The 17,823-nt window shown below is 65.0% G+C and carries 15 protein-coding genes; 11 read left to right on the top strand and 4 right to left on the bottom strand.

From position 1 onward, the window contains the following. Positions 1–56: 56 nt before the first annotated feature. From RMR04_RS19475 to RMR04_RS19465, 3 genes are all read right to left on the bottom strand, one after another. A complete protein-coding gene (locus tag RMR04_RS19475) occupies positions 57–530 on the bottom strand; it encodes a VOC family protein (protein ID WP_311909983.1) in 474 nt (157 codons plus the stop codon). Positions 531–649: 119 nt separating this feature from the next. Next, positions 650–1,861: an MFS transporter gene (locus RMR04_RS19470; protein ID WP_311909982.1), complete on the bottom strand. Its 1,212-nt coding sequence runs from the start codon at positions 1,859–1,861 to the stop codon at positions 650–652. A gap of 81 nt (positions 1,862–1,942) precedes the next feature. Beyond that, on the bottom strand, positions 1,943–2,386 hold the full coding sequence (locus RMR04_RS19465) for a VOC family protein (RefSeq protein ID WP_311909981.1): 444 nt from the start codon (positions 2,384–2,386) through the stop codon (positions 1,943–1,945). A gap of 146 nt (positions 2,387–2,532) precedes the next feature. On the opposite strand from RMR04_RS19465, the gene RMR04_RS19460 reads away from it, so the two are divergent. The 5 genes from RMR04_RS19460 (at position 2,533) to RMR04_RS19440 (ending at position 7,470) form a co-directional block, all read left to right on the top strand. Further along, complete coding sequence (locus tag RMR04_RS19460; protein WP_410492138.1) at positions 2,533–2,991, top strand: MarR family winged helix-turn-helix transcriptional regulator; 459 nt, start codon at positions 2,533–2,535, stop codon at positions 2,989–2,991. 12 nt (positions 2,992–3,003) lie between these two features. Continuing rightward, the gene (locus RMR04_RS19455) at positions 3,004–3,327 is read left to right on the top strand and encodes a hypothetical protein (RefSeq protein ID WP_311909980.1); all 324 of its coding nucleotides are present in this window, start codon (positions 3,004–3,006) and stop codon (positions 3,325–3,327) included. 148 nt (positions 3,328–3,475) lie between these two features. Continuing rightward, on the top strand, positions 3,476–4,474 hold the full coding sequence (locus RMR04_RS19450; RefSeq protein ID WP_311909978.1) for an asparaginase: 999 nt from the start codon (positions 3,476–3,478) through the stop codon (positions 4,472–4,474). Positions 4,475–5,177: 703 nt separating this feature from the next. Then, positions 5,178–6,350 (top strand): GNAT family N-acetyltransferase, encoded by a 1,173-nt coding sequence (locus RMR04_RS19445; RefSeq protein ID WP_311909977.1) that lies wholly within the window; start codon positions 5,178–5,180, stop codon positions 6,348–6,350. 124 nt (positions 6,351–6,474) lie between these two features. Then, on the top strand, positions 6,475–7,470 hold the full coding sequence (locus RMR04_RS19440) for a glycosyltransferase family 2 protein (protein ID WP_311909975.1): 996 nt from the start codon (positions 6,475–6,477) through the stop codon (positions 7,468–7,470). Between the two features lie 187 nt (positions 7,471–7,657). Here the strand turns inward: RMR04_RS19440 and RMR04_RS19435 are convergent, their stop codons facing one another. Beyond that, complete coding sequence (locus RMR04_RS19435; RefSeq protein ID WP_311909974.1) at positions 7,658–8,899, bottom strand: lipopolysaccharide biosynthesis protein; 1,242 nt, start codon at positions 8,897–8,899, stop codon at positions 7,658–7,660. 752 nt (positions 8,900–9,651) lie between these two features. On the opposite strand from RMR04_RS19435, the gene RMR04_RS19430 reads away from it, so the two are divergent. From RMR04_RS19430 to RMR04_RS19405, 6 genes are read left to right on the top strand one after another with little or no spacing between them, the layout of a single operon-like run. Beyond that, positions 9,652–11,091 (top strand): GumC family protein, encoded by a 1,440-nt coding sequence (locus tag RMR04_RS19430; protein ID WP_311909973.1) that lies wholly within the window; start codon positions 9,652–9,654, stop codon positions 11,089–11,091. Then, entirely contained in the window at positions 11,088–12,428 is a 1,341-nt protein-coding gene (locus RMR04_RS19425) for an O-antigen ligase family protein (RefSeq protein ID WP_311909972.1), read from the top strand. Before RMR04_RS19430 ends, RMR04_RS19425 begins: the two co-directional genes overlap by 4 nt. A 48-nt stretch (positions 12,429–12,476) precedes the next feature. Then, positions 12,477–13,235, top strand: coding sequence for a polysaccharide deacetylase family protein (locus RMR04_RS19420; RefSeq protein ID WP_410492277.1), 759 nt, complete (start codon positions 12,477–12,479; stop codon positions 13,233–13,235). After that, positions 13,232–14,458: a glycosyltransferase family 4 protein gene (locus RMR04_RS19415; protein ID WP_311909970.1), complete on the top strand. Its 1,227-nt coding sequence runs from the start codon at positions 13,232–13,234 to the stop codon at positions 14,456–14,458. Before RMR04_RS19420 ends, RMR04_RS19415 begins: the two co-directional genes overlap by 4 nt. After that, on the top strand, positions 14,458–15,672 hold the full coding sequence (locus tag RMR04_RS19410; protein ID WP_311909969.1) for a glycosyltransferase family 4 protein: 1,215 nt from the start codon (positions 14,458–14,460) through the stop codon (positions 15,670–15,672). The genes RMR04_RS19415 and RMR04_RS19410 overlap by 1 nt, the downstream gene beginning before the upstream one ends. Further along, entirely contained in the window at positions 15,672–17,816 is a 2,145-nt protein-coding gene (locus RMR04_RS19405; protein ID WP_311909968.1) for a cellulase family glycosylhydrolase, read from the top strand. Before RMR04_RS19410 ends, RMR04_RS19405 begins: the two co-directional genes overlap by 1 nt. The last annotated feature ends 7 nt before the right edge of the window (positions 17,817–17,823 follow it).

Below are 17,823 nucleotides of genomic sequence, written 5' to 3'. Positions count from 1 at the left end.
GCGGTTGTGACCGCCGGCCACATGGCAGCAATTGGGCCGCCAGACGCGACGGAGCCTCAACCGCGCCGCGCCGCCTCGATCGCGGCGACATCGATTTTCCCCATGGTCATCATGGCCTCAAAAGCGCGCTTGGCCTCATCGCCGCCAGCCGCCATGGCGTCAGTCAGGACGCGCGGCGTGATTTGCCAGGAAAGCCCCCATTTGTCCTTGCACCAGCCGCAGGCGCTCTCCTGACCGCCATTGCCGACGATGGCATTCCAGTAGCGGTCGGTCTCCTCCTGATCGTCGGTGGCGATCTGGAACGAGAAGGCTTCGTCATGCTTGAACGCGGGACCGCCATTGAGGCCCAGACACGCGACGCCGGCAACCGTGAATTCGACCGTCAGCACGTCGCCCGCCTTGCCGGAAGGGTAGTCGCTGGGGGCACGGTGGACGGCGCTTACAGCACTATCGGGAAAGGTCTGCGCGTAGAAGCGGGCAGCAGCCTCGGCGTCCTTGTCGAACCAGAGACAAATCGTGTTCTTTGCCATGACGCGTCCTTTCGTTTTGAAGGTAAATTCCGGCCCTGTATCCCCATCAGCCGTCTTCTTGAGTCAGGTCGCCAGGCGCATCTCTCCACCCAGGCGCCCGTCTTGTCCGGGCAACTCCGTTACGCCGTGGCGAGTTGCAGCGGCGATTTTGCCGGGAACGGCCTGAAGGTCGCCAGCACCAGCGTTGCCGCCAGACCCAGGCCCCAGGACGCGACGTAGAGCGGCGCATAGCTCCCGAAATTGTCGTAGATCAAGCCGCCGAGCACAGGCCCCGTCGACATGCCGAGGCTGCCGGCCATCGCGGTTCCCCCGATGATCGTGCCCATCATCCTCTGCGGGAAATTCTCGCGGATGATCACGGCGTAGAGCGGCATCGTGCCGGCGTAGATGAAGCCGACCAGGACGGCCACCGCATAGAAGCTGCCGAGCTGGCCTGCGAAGGCATAGGCGAGCACGCCGAAGGCCTGGGCCAGCAGCCCGGCGACAAGGACGCGCTGCGCGCCGAGCCGATCGCCTGCAAGGCCGAAGCCGATGCGACCGAACATGCCGGCCAGGCCTTCGACGCTATAGATCGAGACGGCCGCGACCATCGGGATGCCGCAGGTCACGGCATAGGCCACCGTATGGAAGATCGGCCCGGAATGCGTGGCGCAACAGAAGAAATTCGCCAGCATCAGGGTGATGAATTGCGGCGTGCGCACCGCCTGGCCGACTGTCATGCCAGGCTCCGCCGCGTCGTTGGAGGCCTGGGCTGGCTCATCGTCCTGCACTGGCGGCCGGCGCACCAGCAGCGCAGCCGGGATCATCAGCGCAGCCGCGATGCCGGCGATGATCAGCATGGCGCCGCGCCAGTTGTGGATCGTGACCAGCCAGGCTGCGAGCGGGGCCATGGTCATCGGGGCCATGCCCATGCCCGCGGAAACCAGCGAGACCGCCAGGCCGCGCTGCGTATCGAACCAGCCGGTGACGCAGGCCATCATCGGTGCGAAGACCGCCGCCGTCGCCGCCCCGACCAGCAGGCCAAACAGCAGCTGGAATTCGATGAGCGACTCCGCCCGGCTGGCGAGGGCAAGGCTCGCTGCGAGCACGATCGATCCGGTCAGCACCACGGGGCGCGGCCCGAACCTGTCGGAGAGGCCGCCCCAGACCATGCTGGCGGCTGCCATGGCGAGAAAGCCGATCGTCATGGCGGTGGAAATGCCGGTCACCGACCAGCCCGTGTCCTGCGCCATCGGCCGCAGGAAGACGGGCAGCGAGAACATGGCCCCGACCGCGACGCAGCCGAGCAAGCCGCCGGCGGCAACGATCACCCATCGATAAGGACGGTCCATGCTGATCTCCTGGCTAGAGCGATAACGGATCGCCCCTGGCGGCAAGCGTCGGCCCTGGCCGAGCCGCGCCTGCCGCATGCGTCAGCCCTGCGGCTTCCAATCGGCGGACGGAATGGTGTTGACCATCCATGGGATGCCGAACTTGTCGATCAGCGAGCCGAAGCCCGGTGACCAGAAGGTCTCGCCGAAAGGCATGACCGCCTTGCCGCCCGCCGAGAGCTGCTCGAACCAGCGCTGGCCTTGGGCCCTGTCCGTGCTGTGCAGGGTGACGTCGAAGCCGTTCTTCGGCTTTTCGATGTTGGGCGCCCAGGCGGCATCCATATCGGCCCCCATCAGCGCCTGATCGCCGACCTCCAGCCAGCAATGCATCAGCCAGCTCTTATACCTCTCGTCGGTGATCGGCATGCCGGGAGGTGCGTCGCCATAAGGAAATGCGGCGGTGATCTTGCCGCCGAGAACCGTCGCGTAGAATTCGAAGGCCTCGCGGCATTGTCCCTGAAAGCTCAAGCTGGTCACGATCTTCATGGTCTTCTCCCTGTTTGATCCAGCCCCTGTTCGATCCGAGGCCTGGTCCGATCGAGCCCGGTTCAATCCGAGCGTTGCTGCGGATCGGCACGGGCATCGATCGATGCTCACTTTATTTAGTTGATATCAACCTATATGGTATCCCGATGTCAACCCGCCTGATGCAGCCCGAAACCGAACCCTCCTTCGCAACGACGCTCCTGGTGCGCGATGCCTGCCTGTGCCTTCACGCACAACGGGCGGCCCGTGCGCTGGCGCGGCGCTTCGATCTGGCGCTGAAGCCTGTCAGCATCAGCAGCGGCCAATTCTCGCTCCTGATGTCGCTGAACCGTCCCAAGCCGCCGAGCCTCGGCACTGTCGCCAGCTTGCTGGCGATGGACCGGACGACGCTGACCGCAAACCTCAAGCCGCTGGAGCGCCGCGAGCTCGTCGCGACCAGCCATGATGGAGCGGACCGGCGGATCCGCCTGCTGTCTCTGACGCCGGCCGGCAGAGCCGTGCTGACCGAGGCCGTGCCGATCTGGAAGGAGCACCACGCGGCGATCGAAGCCGAATTGTCAGATCCGGCCCATCTGCGTTCGGATCTGGTTCTGCTATCGCGGTGAACGAATCTCAGCTTGCCGGAGTTGAGCCGGTGGCAGTTCATGTCACTGAGCGCCCGGATGGGCCGGCAGCCACCGAAATCTGCGGCCTCATGCGGCGCCAGCACTGCTATAGACAGCGCGAATGCCGGCGATGTCCCGGCGGAGCAGGAGCAGATCATGGCCGAGCGATTTGAACGGCATCGCCAACCCTGGACCCAAGAGGAACTCCAGAAGCTGAAATTGCTCGCAGGGAAGGGCATGGCGCTGAAGGCGATTTCGAAGGCGATGACCCGCAGCGAGGAATCCATCAAGGACCGCGCCAAACTCGACGGCATCGGGATCGCCAAGCTTCGCTAGAGCGTTTTCGAGCGAAGTGGATATCGGTTCGCGCCAGGAAAGCGCGTTAGAACAAAGAGCTAGAGCAATTGAACGATCCAACTGGATCGGAAATTGCTCTAGATTCAGCGATCGAAGATTCGGCAATTGAGCGGAGTGGGATAAGCGCATGGGCAGCGGGCGGGTCGCGGTTATCGGCACGGGGGGCACGATCGGTGCGGTCGGACGGGATGTCTTCGACCTCCATGATTACGATGCCAACGGCGTCATCCTCGATGCCGGGCAATTGCTGGAAGCCTTGCCCCGCCGGGACGATGACCCCGTCTGTTATGCGGTTCCGTTCAGCGCCGTGCCGAGCACGCGCATCGGCTTCGCGGAATGGCGCGAGCTTGCCCAGCTCTGCGCCAGGCTTGTCGCGGACGATCCGGAGCTGTCGGGGATCGTGATCACGCATGGCACCTCGACCCTGGAAGAGACGGCGTATGTCCTCAATCTCACTGTCAAAGTGAGGATCCCGGTCGTCCTCGTCGGGTCCATGCGCCCGTCGAACGGCCTGTCGAGCGATGGCGCGCTGAACCTGCGAAATGGCATCCGCGTCGCGGCCTGCCCGGACGCTATCGGTCTCGGCGTCCTCGTCGTCCTGAACGAGGAGATCCATTCGGCCAGGGACGTGACGAAATGCGCGACCTCCCGCGTGCAAGCCTTCCAGTCCCCCGTCCATGGACTTCTGGGGCAGGTGGATTCGGACCGGATCGTATTTTACCGCCGCCCCTTGCGCGCACACGCGCCCGATGCGGAATTTGACGTCGAGCATATCGAGGCCTTGCCGCGCGTCGACATCCTCTATGCCTATGTCGGCGGGGACGATGTACTGGCCCGTGCCGCGATCGCGGCCGGAGCCAGAGGCATCGTCTCGGCGGGTTTCGCGCCCGGAGCAACCACTCAGGCGGAGAAGGCCGCGCTAGGCGAGGCTGCCGCGAACGGCATCATCATCGTCCAATCGACGCGATCAGGCAGCGGGCGTGTCCCCGGGACCAGCACGCTTGCAAAAAGCGGCTTCCTCAGTGCCGATGACCTGACCCCGCAGAAGGCGCGAATCCTGCTGGCGCTCGCGCTGACGCGATCGAATGACGTCAACGAGATCGAGGGGATGTTCCAGCGTTACTGACGGCGTTCAGCGCTGAGCGACGGCGTTGTTCGCTGCCGTCATTCCGGGACGTGGCGCAGCCAATGACGCGAGAGACTATGGGCCCGGAACCCATGAAGCATGACGTGCCGAGCGAGCCTCCCTTTGCCAGAGCTTTCTCGCGCCTGAGATTTTCGGGTCTTCGCGGAGCCTGTCTTTTGGCCGGCCAAAGGCCGGACCCGAGAGCTCCGCCCGAGAATGACGCGCGCTTCCCTTCTCCCCTGGCGGGAGAAGGTGGCGCGCAGCGCCGGATGAGGGGGCGCCGTGCCCTATCCGGTTAGCGTCGTGTTCGGCCAGGTGGAAAGCTCACAGCGCCCCCTCATCCGTCTCGGCTGCGCCGAGCCACCTTCTCCCGCCAGGGGAGAAGGGAAAGCGCGCGCCCGCGCCGTCATGCTCGGGCTTGACCCGAGCATCTCCTCGTCGGGATTCTTGGGGTCAAGCCCGGGATGACGGCGTGGTTCAAAGCCCAAGCACCCTCATTCTCGCTTTACGCGTCGCTTACGATTTTGAGCGCATAAGTTGAAACGTGCGGGATGGCTCTCTCAATCGGAGATGGCTTCTCCGGTTCGTCCGAGTGCAGAAGCACCGGCTCCACGATGAGGTAGGCTACGATGTCCGGTCGCCGCGCTCTCGCATCGCCCCTGTTTCGCGGCCCGATTCTGACGATCGGGTCCTAGAGGCTGTTATGAACCAGCTCGAGCCGCAAGCGTTCGCCGCAGCGCGCCCTTTGCACAAGGGCGCAGTCAGGCCGATGAGGACTGCAGACATAGCTGCGGTCGCTCAGTTGTTTCTGAAGATCTTCAGAGGAGCCGATAAGCCGCCGGACGAGGACCTTCTGGACTATCTTCGAACGATGTTGCTGACGTCTCCTTCCTACAGTGAGGCGACGGGCACACAGGTCTACGAGCAGCAGGACGGTCAAATCCGGAGCGCGCTCCTGGCCGTGCCGATGCGTTTCGTCGCCTGCGGGAACATCGTGCCCGGGAGGCTTCTCGGCGTCTTCATGACTGACGGCAGCAAAGACGCCGCCGGAGCCGCGCAACTCATCCTCGCCTTGCGGCCCAGGCACAACGATTTCGCCTTTTGCGACAGCGCCTCGCCGACGAGCAGCAGCCATCTCCTCGCCATCCGGGGCAAGCCGATTCCCTTGCAGAACCTTGAATGGGCGCGCAGCTTCCGTCCTTTCAGGTCCCTGGCGCTGCGCTTCGGCGAGCGCGTTCTGCGCGGCAAAGTGCTTGGCAGTAAGGTTTTTGGCAGCAAGCTTGTTCTTGGCCTATCCGCTTTCGCGCGCCCTTTCGACAGCCTGCTGCGTCGCCTGCTGCCGAGACGGGAGGCTGAGCAAGCCGGCGCTGCGCGCGTCGTTGAGATGCCTGTTCCAAGCTTCCTCTTGCAGGCGCCGCTGCTCGTCGCCCACTACGCGGTGCGGCCCCTCTGGACAGAGGAGGAGCTCTCCTGGGTGGTTTCACTGGCTGCGCAGAACACCCGGCTCGGAGCGTTCACGATCCGCGCCGTCCTCGACCGCACCGACGCGATCATCGGCTGCTTCGTTTATTACGCGGCGCCGGGTCGAACCGCGCATGTCCTCAATGTCCTGTCGCTGCCCGGTCAGGAGCCCACCGTCCTGGACGCGATGTTTCGCCATCTCGACGACACCGGCCATGTCGAAGCGCGCGGCCGGGCGCAGTCCGCCTTGATGATCGGGCTCTCCCTGCAGCGCTGGCTCATCTTCCGGCATCGGGCCTTCACCTTTGCGCTGACGAAGATTCCCGAGATCAACGAGGCCGTCGCGCGCGGCGAGATCTATATCGGCGGCCTCGCCGGCGAGGACTGGAGCCGGCTTCTCACCGATTTCGATTAGAGCATTGCGCGAAAAAGTGGATGCCGGTTTTTCGCGTGAGCAATGCTCTAGACTTTAGGAATCGATCACGTTTTTCGCATTCGGACGATTCCGTCCGAATGCGACGTGATCTAGGGCGGACGCGATGACGGTATCGGTTATTCTTAAGACACTGAACGAGGAGGCGAGAATTGGCGCCGCCGTTGAGAGCGTATTGGCGGCGCTCGAAGGGATCGGCGGCGAGATCACCGTGGCCGATGGCGGCTCGCGCGATCGCACGCTCGCTATTGCCGAAAACTATCCCGTCCGTGTCGTCCAGCTCGAACCGACCATCTCCCCGAGCTGCGGAATCGGTCCCCAACTCGGCTTCCAGCACAGCCGCGAGCCGTTCATCTGCCTGATGGACGGCGACATGCTGCTCGATCCCGGCTTCCTGCCCGAGGCTCTTGCCTACCTCTCGGCCAATCCCCGTGCCGCCGGCGTGACGGGCCATGTCGAGGAGATGAACCAGACCAGCCTCGAATATGTGCGGCGCGAGCGCAGGGCGTCGCCGGAGAATCGGATTGGGCCGATCGACCGCATGAATGGCGGCGGCCTTTATCGCAGGGAGGCGGTCGAGCAGGCCGGCTATCTCTCGGATCGCAATCTGCACGGCTATGAGGAATTCGACCTGGGCATGAGATTGCGGGCGCGGGGCTGGACCCTGCATCGTCTCGACCGCCGTTTCGTCCGTCATTTCGGACATGCGCTCAACGCCTACACGCTGCTCGTGCGGCGCTGGAAGTCAGGCTATCTGCGCGGGATCGGAGAGTTGCTGCGCGGGGCGCTCGGCAAGCCGCACTGGCGGCAACTGGTCCAGGACCTGCCCGAGCTGAAGCTCTGGGTCATCGTCTATCTCTGGCTGGCCGCCATGATCGCGCTGCCGCTCGTGCTGCCGAGCCTGACCTTAGGACTTGCGATCGACGCTGTCCTGACAGCCGGTATCGTCGGCGTGATGAGCCTCCGGCAGCGGAGCCTGTCATTGGGCCTCTATGCTGTCGTCGCCTGGCTGTTCCACGCCGCCGCATTGCCGCTCGGTTTCTTCCAGGCGCGCAAAGCCCCGGAAGCCTGGATCGAGAGCCGGATCGTCAAGGATATTTAGCAGGCTTCTGCAGCAGCATGCGCCAGCACGCTGTTTATGCTCGGAACCGCGCCGTCATCCTGGGCGTAGCGAAGCGGAGGCCCGGGATCCATCGGAGGGCTGCGGAGCCCTCCGATGGATCCCGGAGCTGCGCGGCTTCGCCGCTTGTCCAGGATGACGCGGCGTTTGCGAGAATGAGCACCTAGCTCTAGGGACTTGCCCGGCCGAGCTCCTGCGCTTGCAAGCGGCTGCGCCGCACGAGCCGGAGCAGCACGAGCCAGGCGGCCACAACGATGGCGCCGTCGATCACGTAAAGCGCAATGAAGGTGCCGATCGGTGCGGCGAGCCAGGTCGCCACCGCGAGGAGGGCGCTGCCCAGCAGGTTGGCTCCGTTCAGGATCCAGGCCCGCGCGCCCTGCCGCCCCGACGCGCCGAGCAGGTCGATCGCGGCCGCCCAGGCGCCGATGAGGACGATGGTGCCGGAAAGGCAGCGCACGAAGAACGAAAGATCGTGATAGTCGCGGCCAAACAGCGCCGGAAGCTTGGGCGCCAGCATGAACAGGATGAGGAATGTCGTCACGCTGAGCGCAAGCGCCGCGATCAGAGCCCGTTTTGCCATGGGCCAGGCGAGATGCAGGCCATCGCGGCTCTCCCTGGCAAGGCGCGGGTAGAGCAGCCGGTTCAGGGCATCGATCGAGAGATAGCTGCTGTCTATGATCCGCCTGGCCACGCCGTAGCTTCCCACCGTCTCGATCGGGGTGAAGAGGCCGATCACGAGCAGGTCGACATTCGAGCGCACGGCGCGCATCACGAATTGCGAGCTGAACAGGATGCCGGCTCGCAGCTCCTCGCGCAGGATCGTGAATCGAGGCCGGCCAAGGGGGCGCAGCCATGCGGCTCCGACCAGGGCGAAGAGAAGATTCCCGCCGCACTGCCAGAGCGCCCATTCCGACAGGCTCGAGACCTGGAACAGCATGCAGGCCAGAGCCGCGGTGGCCATGCGCGCAACAGCGAAGCCGACGACCGCGCGATTGGCCGCATCAACCTTGCCGAGGCCGAGGAATACGGTCTCGACGAGAAGGATCACCCTTACGACAACGACATTGCCCAGGAACAGCAGCGCCAGGGTCGGCGTGTCCAGAGAGGGGCCCGAACTCATATGGGCCCAGGAACTGATGCGGGCCCAAGACGACATCGCCGCAACGCCGCCGATGACGAGCACGGCTCCGCTCAGGCCGATCAGAACAAGGTTGTGACCGAGCAGGCTCCTATAGCTTGCGGGCTCGCGCGAGACCCTGCGAAGCAGGCAGTCGGAGGCGCCGAGGCCGCAAATCTGAACCGCAACGGCGGTTACGGCCGAAATCTGCACGAAGAGCCCGAACTCGATCGGCCCCAGCGAGCGCGCCAGGATGGCGAAGGTCACAAGCTGTGACAGGGCGGCCGATGCCAAGGATCCGCTCGACAGCAAATAGCTGACGAGGACTGGACGGGCGAGCCGGATGCGCCGGCCGGCATCTTTCAGGCCTTTTGCCAAGAAGAACCCCTGTTGACGCTGAAAGCATGGGTTGAGTTTTACAATCAAGAGTCGAGTAGAACGCCTTGCGCGCAGATACTTGTTCGAATGGTCGCGTTCGAGAAACGGGCTGTTTCTATAACGATGTATTATGGCAGTACTTAGTTTAGAATTCGTGATTCGATCTTATACGCTGCATTGCGCCTGCTCGTTAAGGTTAATTTTTAGTTACCATAGATATCATAGGTTGCATAACTTTGCCTACCGGAGGTTACATCAACCCATGGGTGAGATCACAAAAAATCTGCGGATCCGGGGGGGCATAGGGCCGCGATCGCGGCCGCATGCCTTGTTCTGCCCCTTGGTGCGAGAGGCGAGGCGAGTTCGCGGGGCAAGACGCGTGTCGTCGGCGGCTCCCATCGCCTCTAGAGCGTTTCCGAGCGAAGCGGATACCGGGTCGCACGAAGAAAGCACGTTAAAACAAAGACTTAGAGCAATTGAACGATCCAATCGGATCGAAAATTGCCCTGGCGAGGCCGGCCTATCTTTCCAGGCCTCGCGACCCGGTCCGCGCGGCGCGAACCGGGCTCCAAAAACTCCAAAAACTCCAAGAACTCCAAGAACTCCAAGATTTCCAAGAACTCCAGTGTCTCCAAGCCAAGCGTACCCTCTCACTGACGCGGGTCGATATGTATTTCTCAGCTGACGATGGCAAGATGCGGCGCGAGGGTGGGGCTCCTTATCGACGGACTGTCGAATTGGTGCCGGCGCCCATCCGCGTGATCAGCGCTGCCCAGATTCTGGGCTGGCTGCTGCGCGGCTGGCTTTGGCTGGTGATTGCAGCGCTGCTCGGCGCCATCGCGGCCGTCGGCGGCGCACAGCTCCTGACACCCCGCTTTACGGCGACGACGGAGCTGACGATCGCGCCATCCAATCTGCTGATCGCTCCCAACGATCTCTACGCAACGAATATTCAAAGCGACGCCCAGATTCTGGATGTCGAGAGCAAGATGAGGATGATTGTCTCGGGAAACGTCTTGCGCCGGGTCATCGATCAACTCGGGCTGAGGAACGATCCTGAATTCGCGAGCAAGCCATCACTGCTCCGCTTCTGGGAAGTGTTCGATTCAGCTTCGCCATCCACCGAGGCGTCCGACCTCGCCGGCACCCTGGCCAGGCGCATGACCATTGTCCGGCAGGAGCGTTCCTATGTCGTGTCCCTGTCGGTCTGGGCGAGTGAAGCGGCCATGTCGGCGCGGCTCGCCAACGCCATTGCCGAAGCCTTCCGCGAAGAGGTCGTGCGGGCCGATGCCGAGCGCGTCGGGCGAGCGGCGCAAGGGCTGACCGCTCGGGTTGGCGAAATCAAGGCCGCGGCGGCGGAGGCGGAAGATCGGGTCGAAGCCTTCCGCCTCGCCCATGGCCTGCAGCAGGGCGCCTCCAAGCAACCGCTCGGTGCGGAAGCCCTGGAGCGGATGAGCGCCAAGCTGGTCGATGCCAAGGCGCGGCTGGCCGAGGCGGAGGCGCGCAACAACGAGGTCTCACGCGCGCTCTCGGAGCATGGCGCGCAGGCAGGCGCCGTCCAGTCGCAGGCGCTGAGCGGATTATTCGCTGAAGAGGCCAGCTTGCGTCGGCAGATTGCGGCGCTGTCCAAGACCCTGGGGCCGCGCCATCCCTCGCTCGGAAACCTGCTGGCCGAAGCCGATGCCATGAGCAAGGCGATCAGGTCGGAGATCGAGCGGCTTCGGCGCGCCGCCCGCAGCGAGGTCGATCAAGCCAGGGCGGCGCTCACTGCGCTGAACGGGGAGACGCGCACCTTGCGCGGAAGCGTCTCCGTCGACGACCAGGCCCAGGTGAAACTGCGGGAACTCGAGCGCGAGGCAAGCGCCAAGACCGCGCTCTACCAGACCTTTCTGACGCGGGCAGGCGAGGCCGCCCAGCGACAGCAGATCGACGCGACGGATGTCCGCGTGATCACGCTTGCGACCGCTCCGTTGCGGCCGCGCTGGCCGCCCCGCCCCATCATCGCGGCCGCCGCGGGCATGGCGCTGGGCCTCCTGCTCGCTGCGGGCCTGCTCCTGGGCCTCGGCTATCTCCGCGAATTTCGGTCCGGCGGGAGCGCAGCGACATGACCCAGACCAATCACATGACCCAGTCCAGTCATAAGCACGCGCGGTCGAGCGAGGGTTTCGCAGGGGCGCTGCTCTTCACGGCGACGCTGCTGTTCTACCTGGTCACGCTGACACCGTTCATCGACCTGTCGGCCGCCGATGCAGGCGCCGCCGCCACCGGCAAGTCGAACATGATCAATCAGCTCGTCTATCTCGGGCTGACGGCGTCCCTGTGGTGGACCGTCCTGAATTCGCCCGCTCGCCAGCTGGTCGGGCGCCCGCGCACCATCCTGGTCGCGCTGCTCGTCTGGTTCGCGATCGTTTCGGCGCTCTCGCTGCATCCCGACCTGGCGCTCAAGCGCGTCTTCCTGGCAACGCTCACGATCGCGAATGGCAGCGTCCTGCTGCTGCTGCCGCGCTCCGAGCGCCAGTTCGCCAGCATGCTCACGTTCTGCTGTCTCGGCACGCTGGGGCTTGCCTATCTCGGCGTCGCCCTGCTGCCCCATTTTGCGATCCATCAGGCCAGCGAGGTCCGCGAGGCGATGAATGCCGGCCTCTGGCGGGGCCATTTCGCGCATAAGAATGTCGCGGCCGCGGCCATGGTGCTCATCAGCTTCGTCGGACTCTATCTGTTCAGCACCGGCCGCAGGCTCGTCGGCACTGCGATGACGCTGCTGGCGGTGGTTTTCCTGGCTCAAACAGGCGGAAAATCCGCCATCGCGGCACTGCCCGGCATTCTCGTCTTCGCCTGGATCTTCGAGCGCTGGCGCGCCGTTCGGGCCCCTATGGTGATTCTGGCGATCGCGGCCTTCAACATCGTCACGATCGGCTGCGCGGTCTCGCCCACTATGCGTGACCTGGTCGCGCATCTCGGCGTCGACCCGACCTTCACCAACCGTATCGACATCTGGAAGATCGGCGCCACGGCCGTCATGGACAACCCGCTGACCGGCTACGGCTTCCAGATGTTCTGGCAGACCGACGACATGGTCCATAAGGGCGGCTCGGCCGCAAGCTGGGCATACGCTGCCTTCAATGGTCACAATGCCTATCTCGACGCGGCGGTCACCACGGGCATTCCCGGTCTCGTCCTGACCCTGATCTGGGTCGTCTGGGTGCCGCTGCGCGATGTCGCCCTGGCGGAGGCCTCGGCAAACGATCCCGCATTGACGCGCCTCTTCGTGCGGATCTGGCTCTATGGGATCTTGATGGCTTGCGTCGAGAGCCTGTTTTTCCAGTCAGGCAGCCTCTGGTTCATGCTGGTCGTTGCGATCTTCGGCCTCCACCTCCAGGCTCGCGCGCACGAAATCCGGGGGGCGGCCCATCATTCGCGCGGCATGGAGGCGGTCCATGCGTAGCGCTGTCACGGTTTCCGCCCCGCTGGAACGCGCCCCCTTCTGCCCGGACTGCTCGACCGGTTCGCCGGCCGCCTGGAGAACAGGCTGATCCGGGCCGCGCCATGGCAGGTCATGCAGGTTCCGACACAAGAGCCGATCGTGTCCTTCACCTTCGACGACGTGCCCGATTCCGCGCTGCGGGTGGGCGCGACGATCCTCGAAGCCGAGGGCGCGCGCGGCACGTTCTATATTTCCGGAGGCCTGGAGGGGCGGATCGAGGCCGACCGCACCCTGATCGACCTGGCGGGCTGCAAGGAGCTCGCGGCGCGCGGTCACGAGATCGGCTGCCATACCTATGCGCATCGGGATCTGCGACATGTCGACCGCGCCTCCCTGCTGGAAGACCTCGATCGCAATGCGCGCTACCTCGACGCGGCCGATCCGCGGCAGGGACGGCGCAATTTCGCCTATCCCTACAACAGCGGCTCCTTCGGGAAACGCGATGCGCTGGCCAGCGCCTTCCGCACCTGCCGCGCCGGAGGCGAGGGGATCAATCGCGGCCCGACGGACCCGACCTTCCTGCGGGCGGTCGAAATCCGGCAGCCGCAGCAATCCGTGCTGGGGCTGGCCCGCTGGATCGACGCGCTGGCCGCCGATCCGGGCTGGCTGATCTTCTTCACGCATGACATCTCGCCGACGCCGACCCCTTATGGCTGCACGGCCACTGGCTTCCGGTTTCTGCTCGGATATGCGCTCGCTCGCGGCTGCCGGGTGCTGCCCGTCGACGCGGCGCTCGACCATATGGGCTTCCGGGAGCAGGCGAGATGACGCGCTCCCGGCGGCTCCTGGCCATCAACAATTATTTCTATCGACGCGGCGGCGCGGAGAGCGTTTTCCTCGACCATATCGAGCTGTTCACGGCGGCCGGCTGGGACGTGGTGCCCTTCGCGATGCAGCATCCCGCCAACCTGCCGAGCGCCTGGTCCGACTATTTCGTCTCCGAGATCGAATATGGCGGGTCCGGCGGACCGGTCACGAAAGCGATGCAGGCCGCCAAGGTCATCTTTTCGCTGGAGGCTCGCCGGAAGATCCGCGACCTGATCAGGCGCGCACCGCCAACCGTGGCGCACGCCCACAACGTCTACCATCACATATCGCCGTCGATTTTTGGCGCCCTCAAGGCCGAGGGGGTGCCGCTGGTGATGACGGCTCACGATCTGAAGATCGCCTGCCCGGCCTACAAGATGCTGAGCGGGGGGCGCGTCTGCGAGCGCTGCCATGGCGGCAAAATTCACAATGTCCTGCTCCACCGCTGCGTCAAGGATTCCGCCGTGGTCAGCGGGCTCGTCTTGATGGAGACCCTGGTTCACCGCAGCCTCGGCCTCTACAGCGACACGATCGACCGTCTCATTGCCCCGAGCCGCTTCTACCGCGACAAGCTGGTCGCGTGGGGATGGGACGCAAGCCGGATCGCCTATATTCCGAATTGCATCGATGCGAGCCAGTTCACGCCCCCGTCCGACGAAGGCGACTACTTCGTCTATGCGGGGCGGCTCGCCCCGGAGAAGGGGCTTGCGACGCTCGTGCACGCCGCCGCGCTGTCGCGTCAGCGACTGGTCCTGGCCGGCGGTGGTCCCGAGGAGCCGGCCTTGCGCCGCCTCGTGCAGGATCTTGGCGCCGATGTCGCCTTCGCCGGACATCTGGACAAGCCGGAGCTGAAGCGGCTGATCGGCGAAGCGCGCGCGCTGGTTCTCCCCTCCGAATGGTACGAGAACGCGCCCGTCAGCATCCTCGAGGCTTACGCGCTTGGGCGCCCGGTCATCGGCACGCGGATCGGCGGCATTCCCGAACTGGTCGCCCATAACCAGACCGGCTTCCTGGTGGAGCCGGGCAACCCCTCGATGCTGGCCGACGCGCTCGTCAGCGTTGCGAGCCTGTCCCCCAGCGCGCGCGCCGGGCTGGGGACCGCTGGCCGCGACTGGGTGCGCCGGGAGTTCTCGCCCGACCAATATCGCGAACGCACCATGGACCTGTACGAGGGGCTCGGCTGATGTACACCTTGATCCCGCCCATCGGCGCAGACCCGCCCGAAAGAAAAGTCATCTTCGTCGGCCTGCGCGGCGTCCCCGAAATTCAAGGAGGCGTTGAAACCCACGTCGCCGCGATATCGGCGCGGCTCGCGGAGCGCGGCTGGCAGGTCGAAGTGCTCGGTCGCGCGCCCTATCTCGCGTCGCAACAGCCCTATATCTGGAAAGGCGTCACCGTGACGCCGGTCTGGGCGCCCCGCTCGAAGCGCTTCGAGGCGCTGGCGCATACCGCATTGGGCCTCATCGTCGCGGCGCGGCGACACCCCGATCTCGTGCATATCCATGCGATCGGGCCGGCCTTGCTGACCCCGCTCGCGCGCCTGCTCGGCCTTCACGTCGTCGTGACGCATCATGGCTTCGATTACGACCGCCAGAAATGGGGCCGCGTCGCCAAATCCATTCTGCGGGCCGGCGAGGCGATGGGAATGCTGTTTTCCCATGCCAATATCGGCGTGTCCAAAGCGATCGTCGACAGCGTTCGCCGCAAATTCAGCGTCGGCGCGATTTTCATCCCCAACGGCGTCGAAAATCCCCTGCCGAAACCGGGCACCTCTTACCTCGACCGTATTCAGGTCACGCCGCAGCGCTATATCCTGAGCGTCGGCAGGATCGTCGAAGAGAAACGCCATCTTGACCTGATCAATGCCTTCGCGCGGCTGAACGACCCCAGCCTCAAGCTCGTCATCGCCGGCGCGGCCGACCATGCGGGGAGCTATCAGCGCGAGGTCGAGGCTGCGGCCGCGGGGACGCCCAATGTGGTGATGACGGGCTTCCAGCGTGGACAAGCCCTGTTCCAGCTTTATCGGCACGCGGCTCTGTTTGTTCTCCCCTCAAGCCATGAAGGCATGCCGATGGTGCTGCTCGAGGCGCTCAGCTACGGGGTGCCCTGCCTGGCGAGCGATATCGATGCGAATCTCGCGCTCGATCTCGGGACAGAAAACTATTTCCCGCTGGGCGCGGTCGATGCGCTTGCGGACGCGATGCGGGCGAAACTCGCCGCGCGCGACACCGCGCAAGGCGCGGAGCGCGCCGCCAGGACCATCGATTCCTTCGGATGGGGAACGATCGTCGACCGCACCATGGACGTCTACGAGAATACGCTTCTCGACTGGAAACCAGGCAGCGTGCGTCGCGATGGCGCCGGCTCCGCAAAGCAAGCTGAACTTGGAGGCCGATGATGAAACTTATCCTGCGAAACCTCGAAATGGCGATCCTGGGCCTCGGCTTTCTCGGCCTGGCCTGGGGCAAGAACAAGCTGCACGGCTACGCCACGCCCAACGGCACGGCGAAATCGGATGTCGCCGGGCAGATCGACTATCTCATCGACATTTTCGGCTCGTTCCGCCGCTTCATGCCGCCGCAATTCGACCTGCGCGACCGGGATGTGCTGGAGCTGAGCCCCGGCGGGTCGCGCGGGAACGGCGTGCTCTTTCTCGCGCTCGGAGCGCGATCCTATCATGCCATCGATATATTCCCCCTCGCCGAGAGCGAGAATGTCGCCTTCTATGAAAAGCTGCTCGAGCGCTTCCCCGAAGGTGGCAAGGCCGACCGGGAGCGCGCCTTGGCCATCGCTAGCACGCCGGGCGCGCGCGAGTTCGGCTATGCCGTCGGGCGGGATTTCGACATCCCGCGCCTGGCCGAGGGGCGCCGCTTCGACCTGATCGTCAGCTGCGCCGCATTCGAGCACTATGATAGTCCAGCGACCGCCATTGCCGGCTTGACGCAGGTGGCGAGGCCCGGCTGCGAAACGGTTCACATCATCGATCTGCAGACGCATTCCCGCTGGATCCGCGAGCAGGATCCAAACAACATCTATCGCTATCCCGAGGCGATCTACCGGCTCTTCCGCTTTCCCGGGCAGCCGAACCGACAACGTCCCTCCGATTATGTCGGGAGCTTCAAGGCCGAGGGCTGGAGCGATGTCAGCTTCGTGCCGTCGCGAACGGTCGATCCCGCTCTGCGCGACGCATCCCTGCGGGGCCTGTCCGCCCGCTTCGCGGGCCAAGCCGACATGACCGTCCTCGATGGCGCCTTGCGGGCAGGTTATCCAGAACGAGGTGGCGACCGGAAGAAGCGCCTCGTGACGACCCGCCGCGCCGTTCTCGGTGGCCTTGCCGGCATCGCGACGCTCGCCTCCTTCGGGAGAAAGCAGGCCGCAAACGGACAGGGCACCGACATCCCGCTGTTTCGCCGCGGCATCGGCGTCTCGCATGCCTTGGGATGGGCCGACGTCGAAGCCGACGGCTCCTATGGGGCTGCGCCTTTCTCGGCGCCGCGCTTTAGCTTCGATCAGGCGCAGCGGCTGGCGATCCGCGCCGCGGGTTTCGATTTCGTGCGCCTGGCGGTCGATGCCGGTCCGTACCTTGCCTTCGTTGGCGCGGCTCGCGACCAGCTCGACGAGCGTCTCATCGGCATTGTCGGCGATTTGCTCGATGCCGATCTGGGCGTGATCGTCGACCTGCATCCCAGCGCGATGAACCCGGCTTACCGGCCCGCCGCGTTGACCGCAGGCGTCGATACACCGAATTTCCAGGCCGTGCTCGCCCTGCAGCAGCGTCTGGCCGCCCGTCTGTGGCAGCTCGTGCAGGGCAGGGCGGGAGCCCCAAAGCTCGCCTTCGAGCTGATGAACGAGCCGGAGGTGCCGCAGGAGACCTGGCAACCGATGCTCGAGGCCTCTTACAGGGCCGCTCGCAGCGGCTCGGCGCAGCTGCCGCTCGTGCTCGGCGGCGGCTCGATGAATTCCCCGTGGGCGCTGCCTGCGATCGATATGCGCCCGTTCGCGGGCGATGCGCGCCTGATCTACACCTACCACGACTACTCGCCCTGGCAGTTCACCCATCAAGGTGTGCGCGGCAGTCCAGCTTATGCGCTGGACGAGATCGCCTATCCGGCGCCGCCATCGGCCGACGCGATGATCGCGGCGACCCGGCGACGCATGACCGCGCTTGGTCTCGAGGGCGCCGAGTTGGCACTGGCGCGGGAGGCGAAGCGGACGCTCCCAGGCTATGCCGGCTTCGATCGATCGGCGCTCGAACGAAATTTTCAGGTGGTGAGCGCCTGGCGCATCGCGCAGAACCTGCCCGCCCATGCCGTCCTGATGGGCGAGTTCGGCGTCCACAAGACACCCTATCAGGCTACCCCCGAGGGAGCCGCCGCACGCGAGACCTGGCTGCGCGACATGCGCGAGCTTGCCGAGGCGCAGGGCTTCGCCTGGGCGTGCTGGACCTATGTGGCGACGGGCGGGTTTGCGCTCGCCGAAGACGAGATCGGTCCGGGCTTCGACGCGGCGACCCGCCGCGCGCTGGGCCTCCCCCCGCTATGAGCCCCGG

The organism is Bosea sp. 685 (genome assembly GCF_031884435.1).
Lineage (GTDB): Bacteria > Pseudomonadota > Alphaproteobacteria > Rhizobiales > Beijerinckiaceae > Allobosea.
Note: the sequence above shows the minus strand (reverse complement) of the source record. Positions and strands in the feature narration are given on the sequence as shown.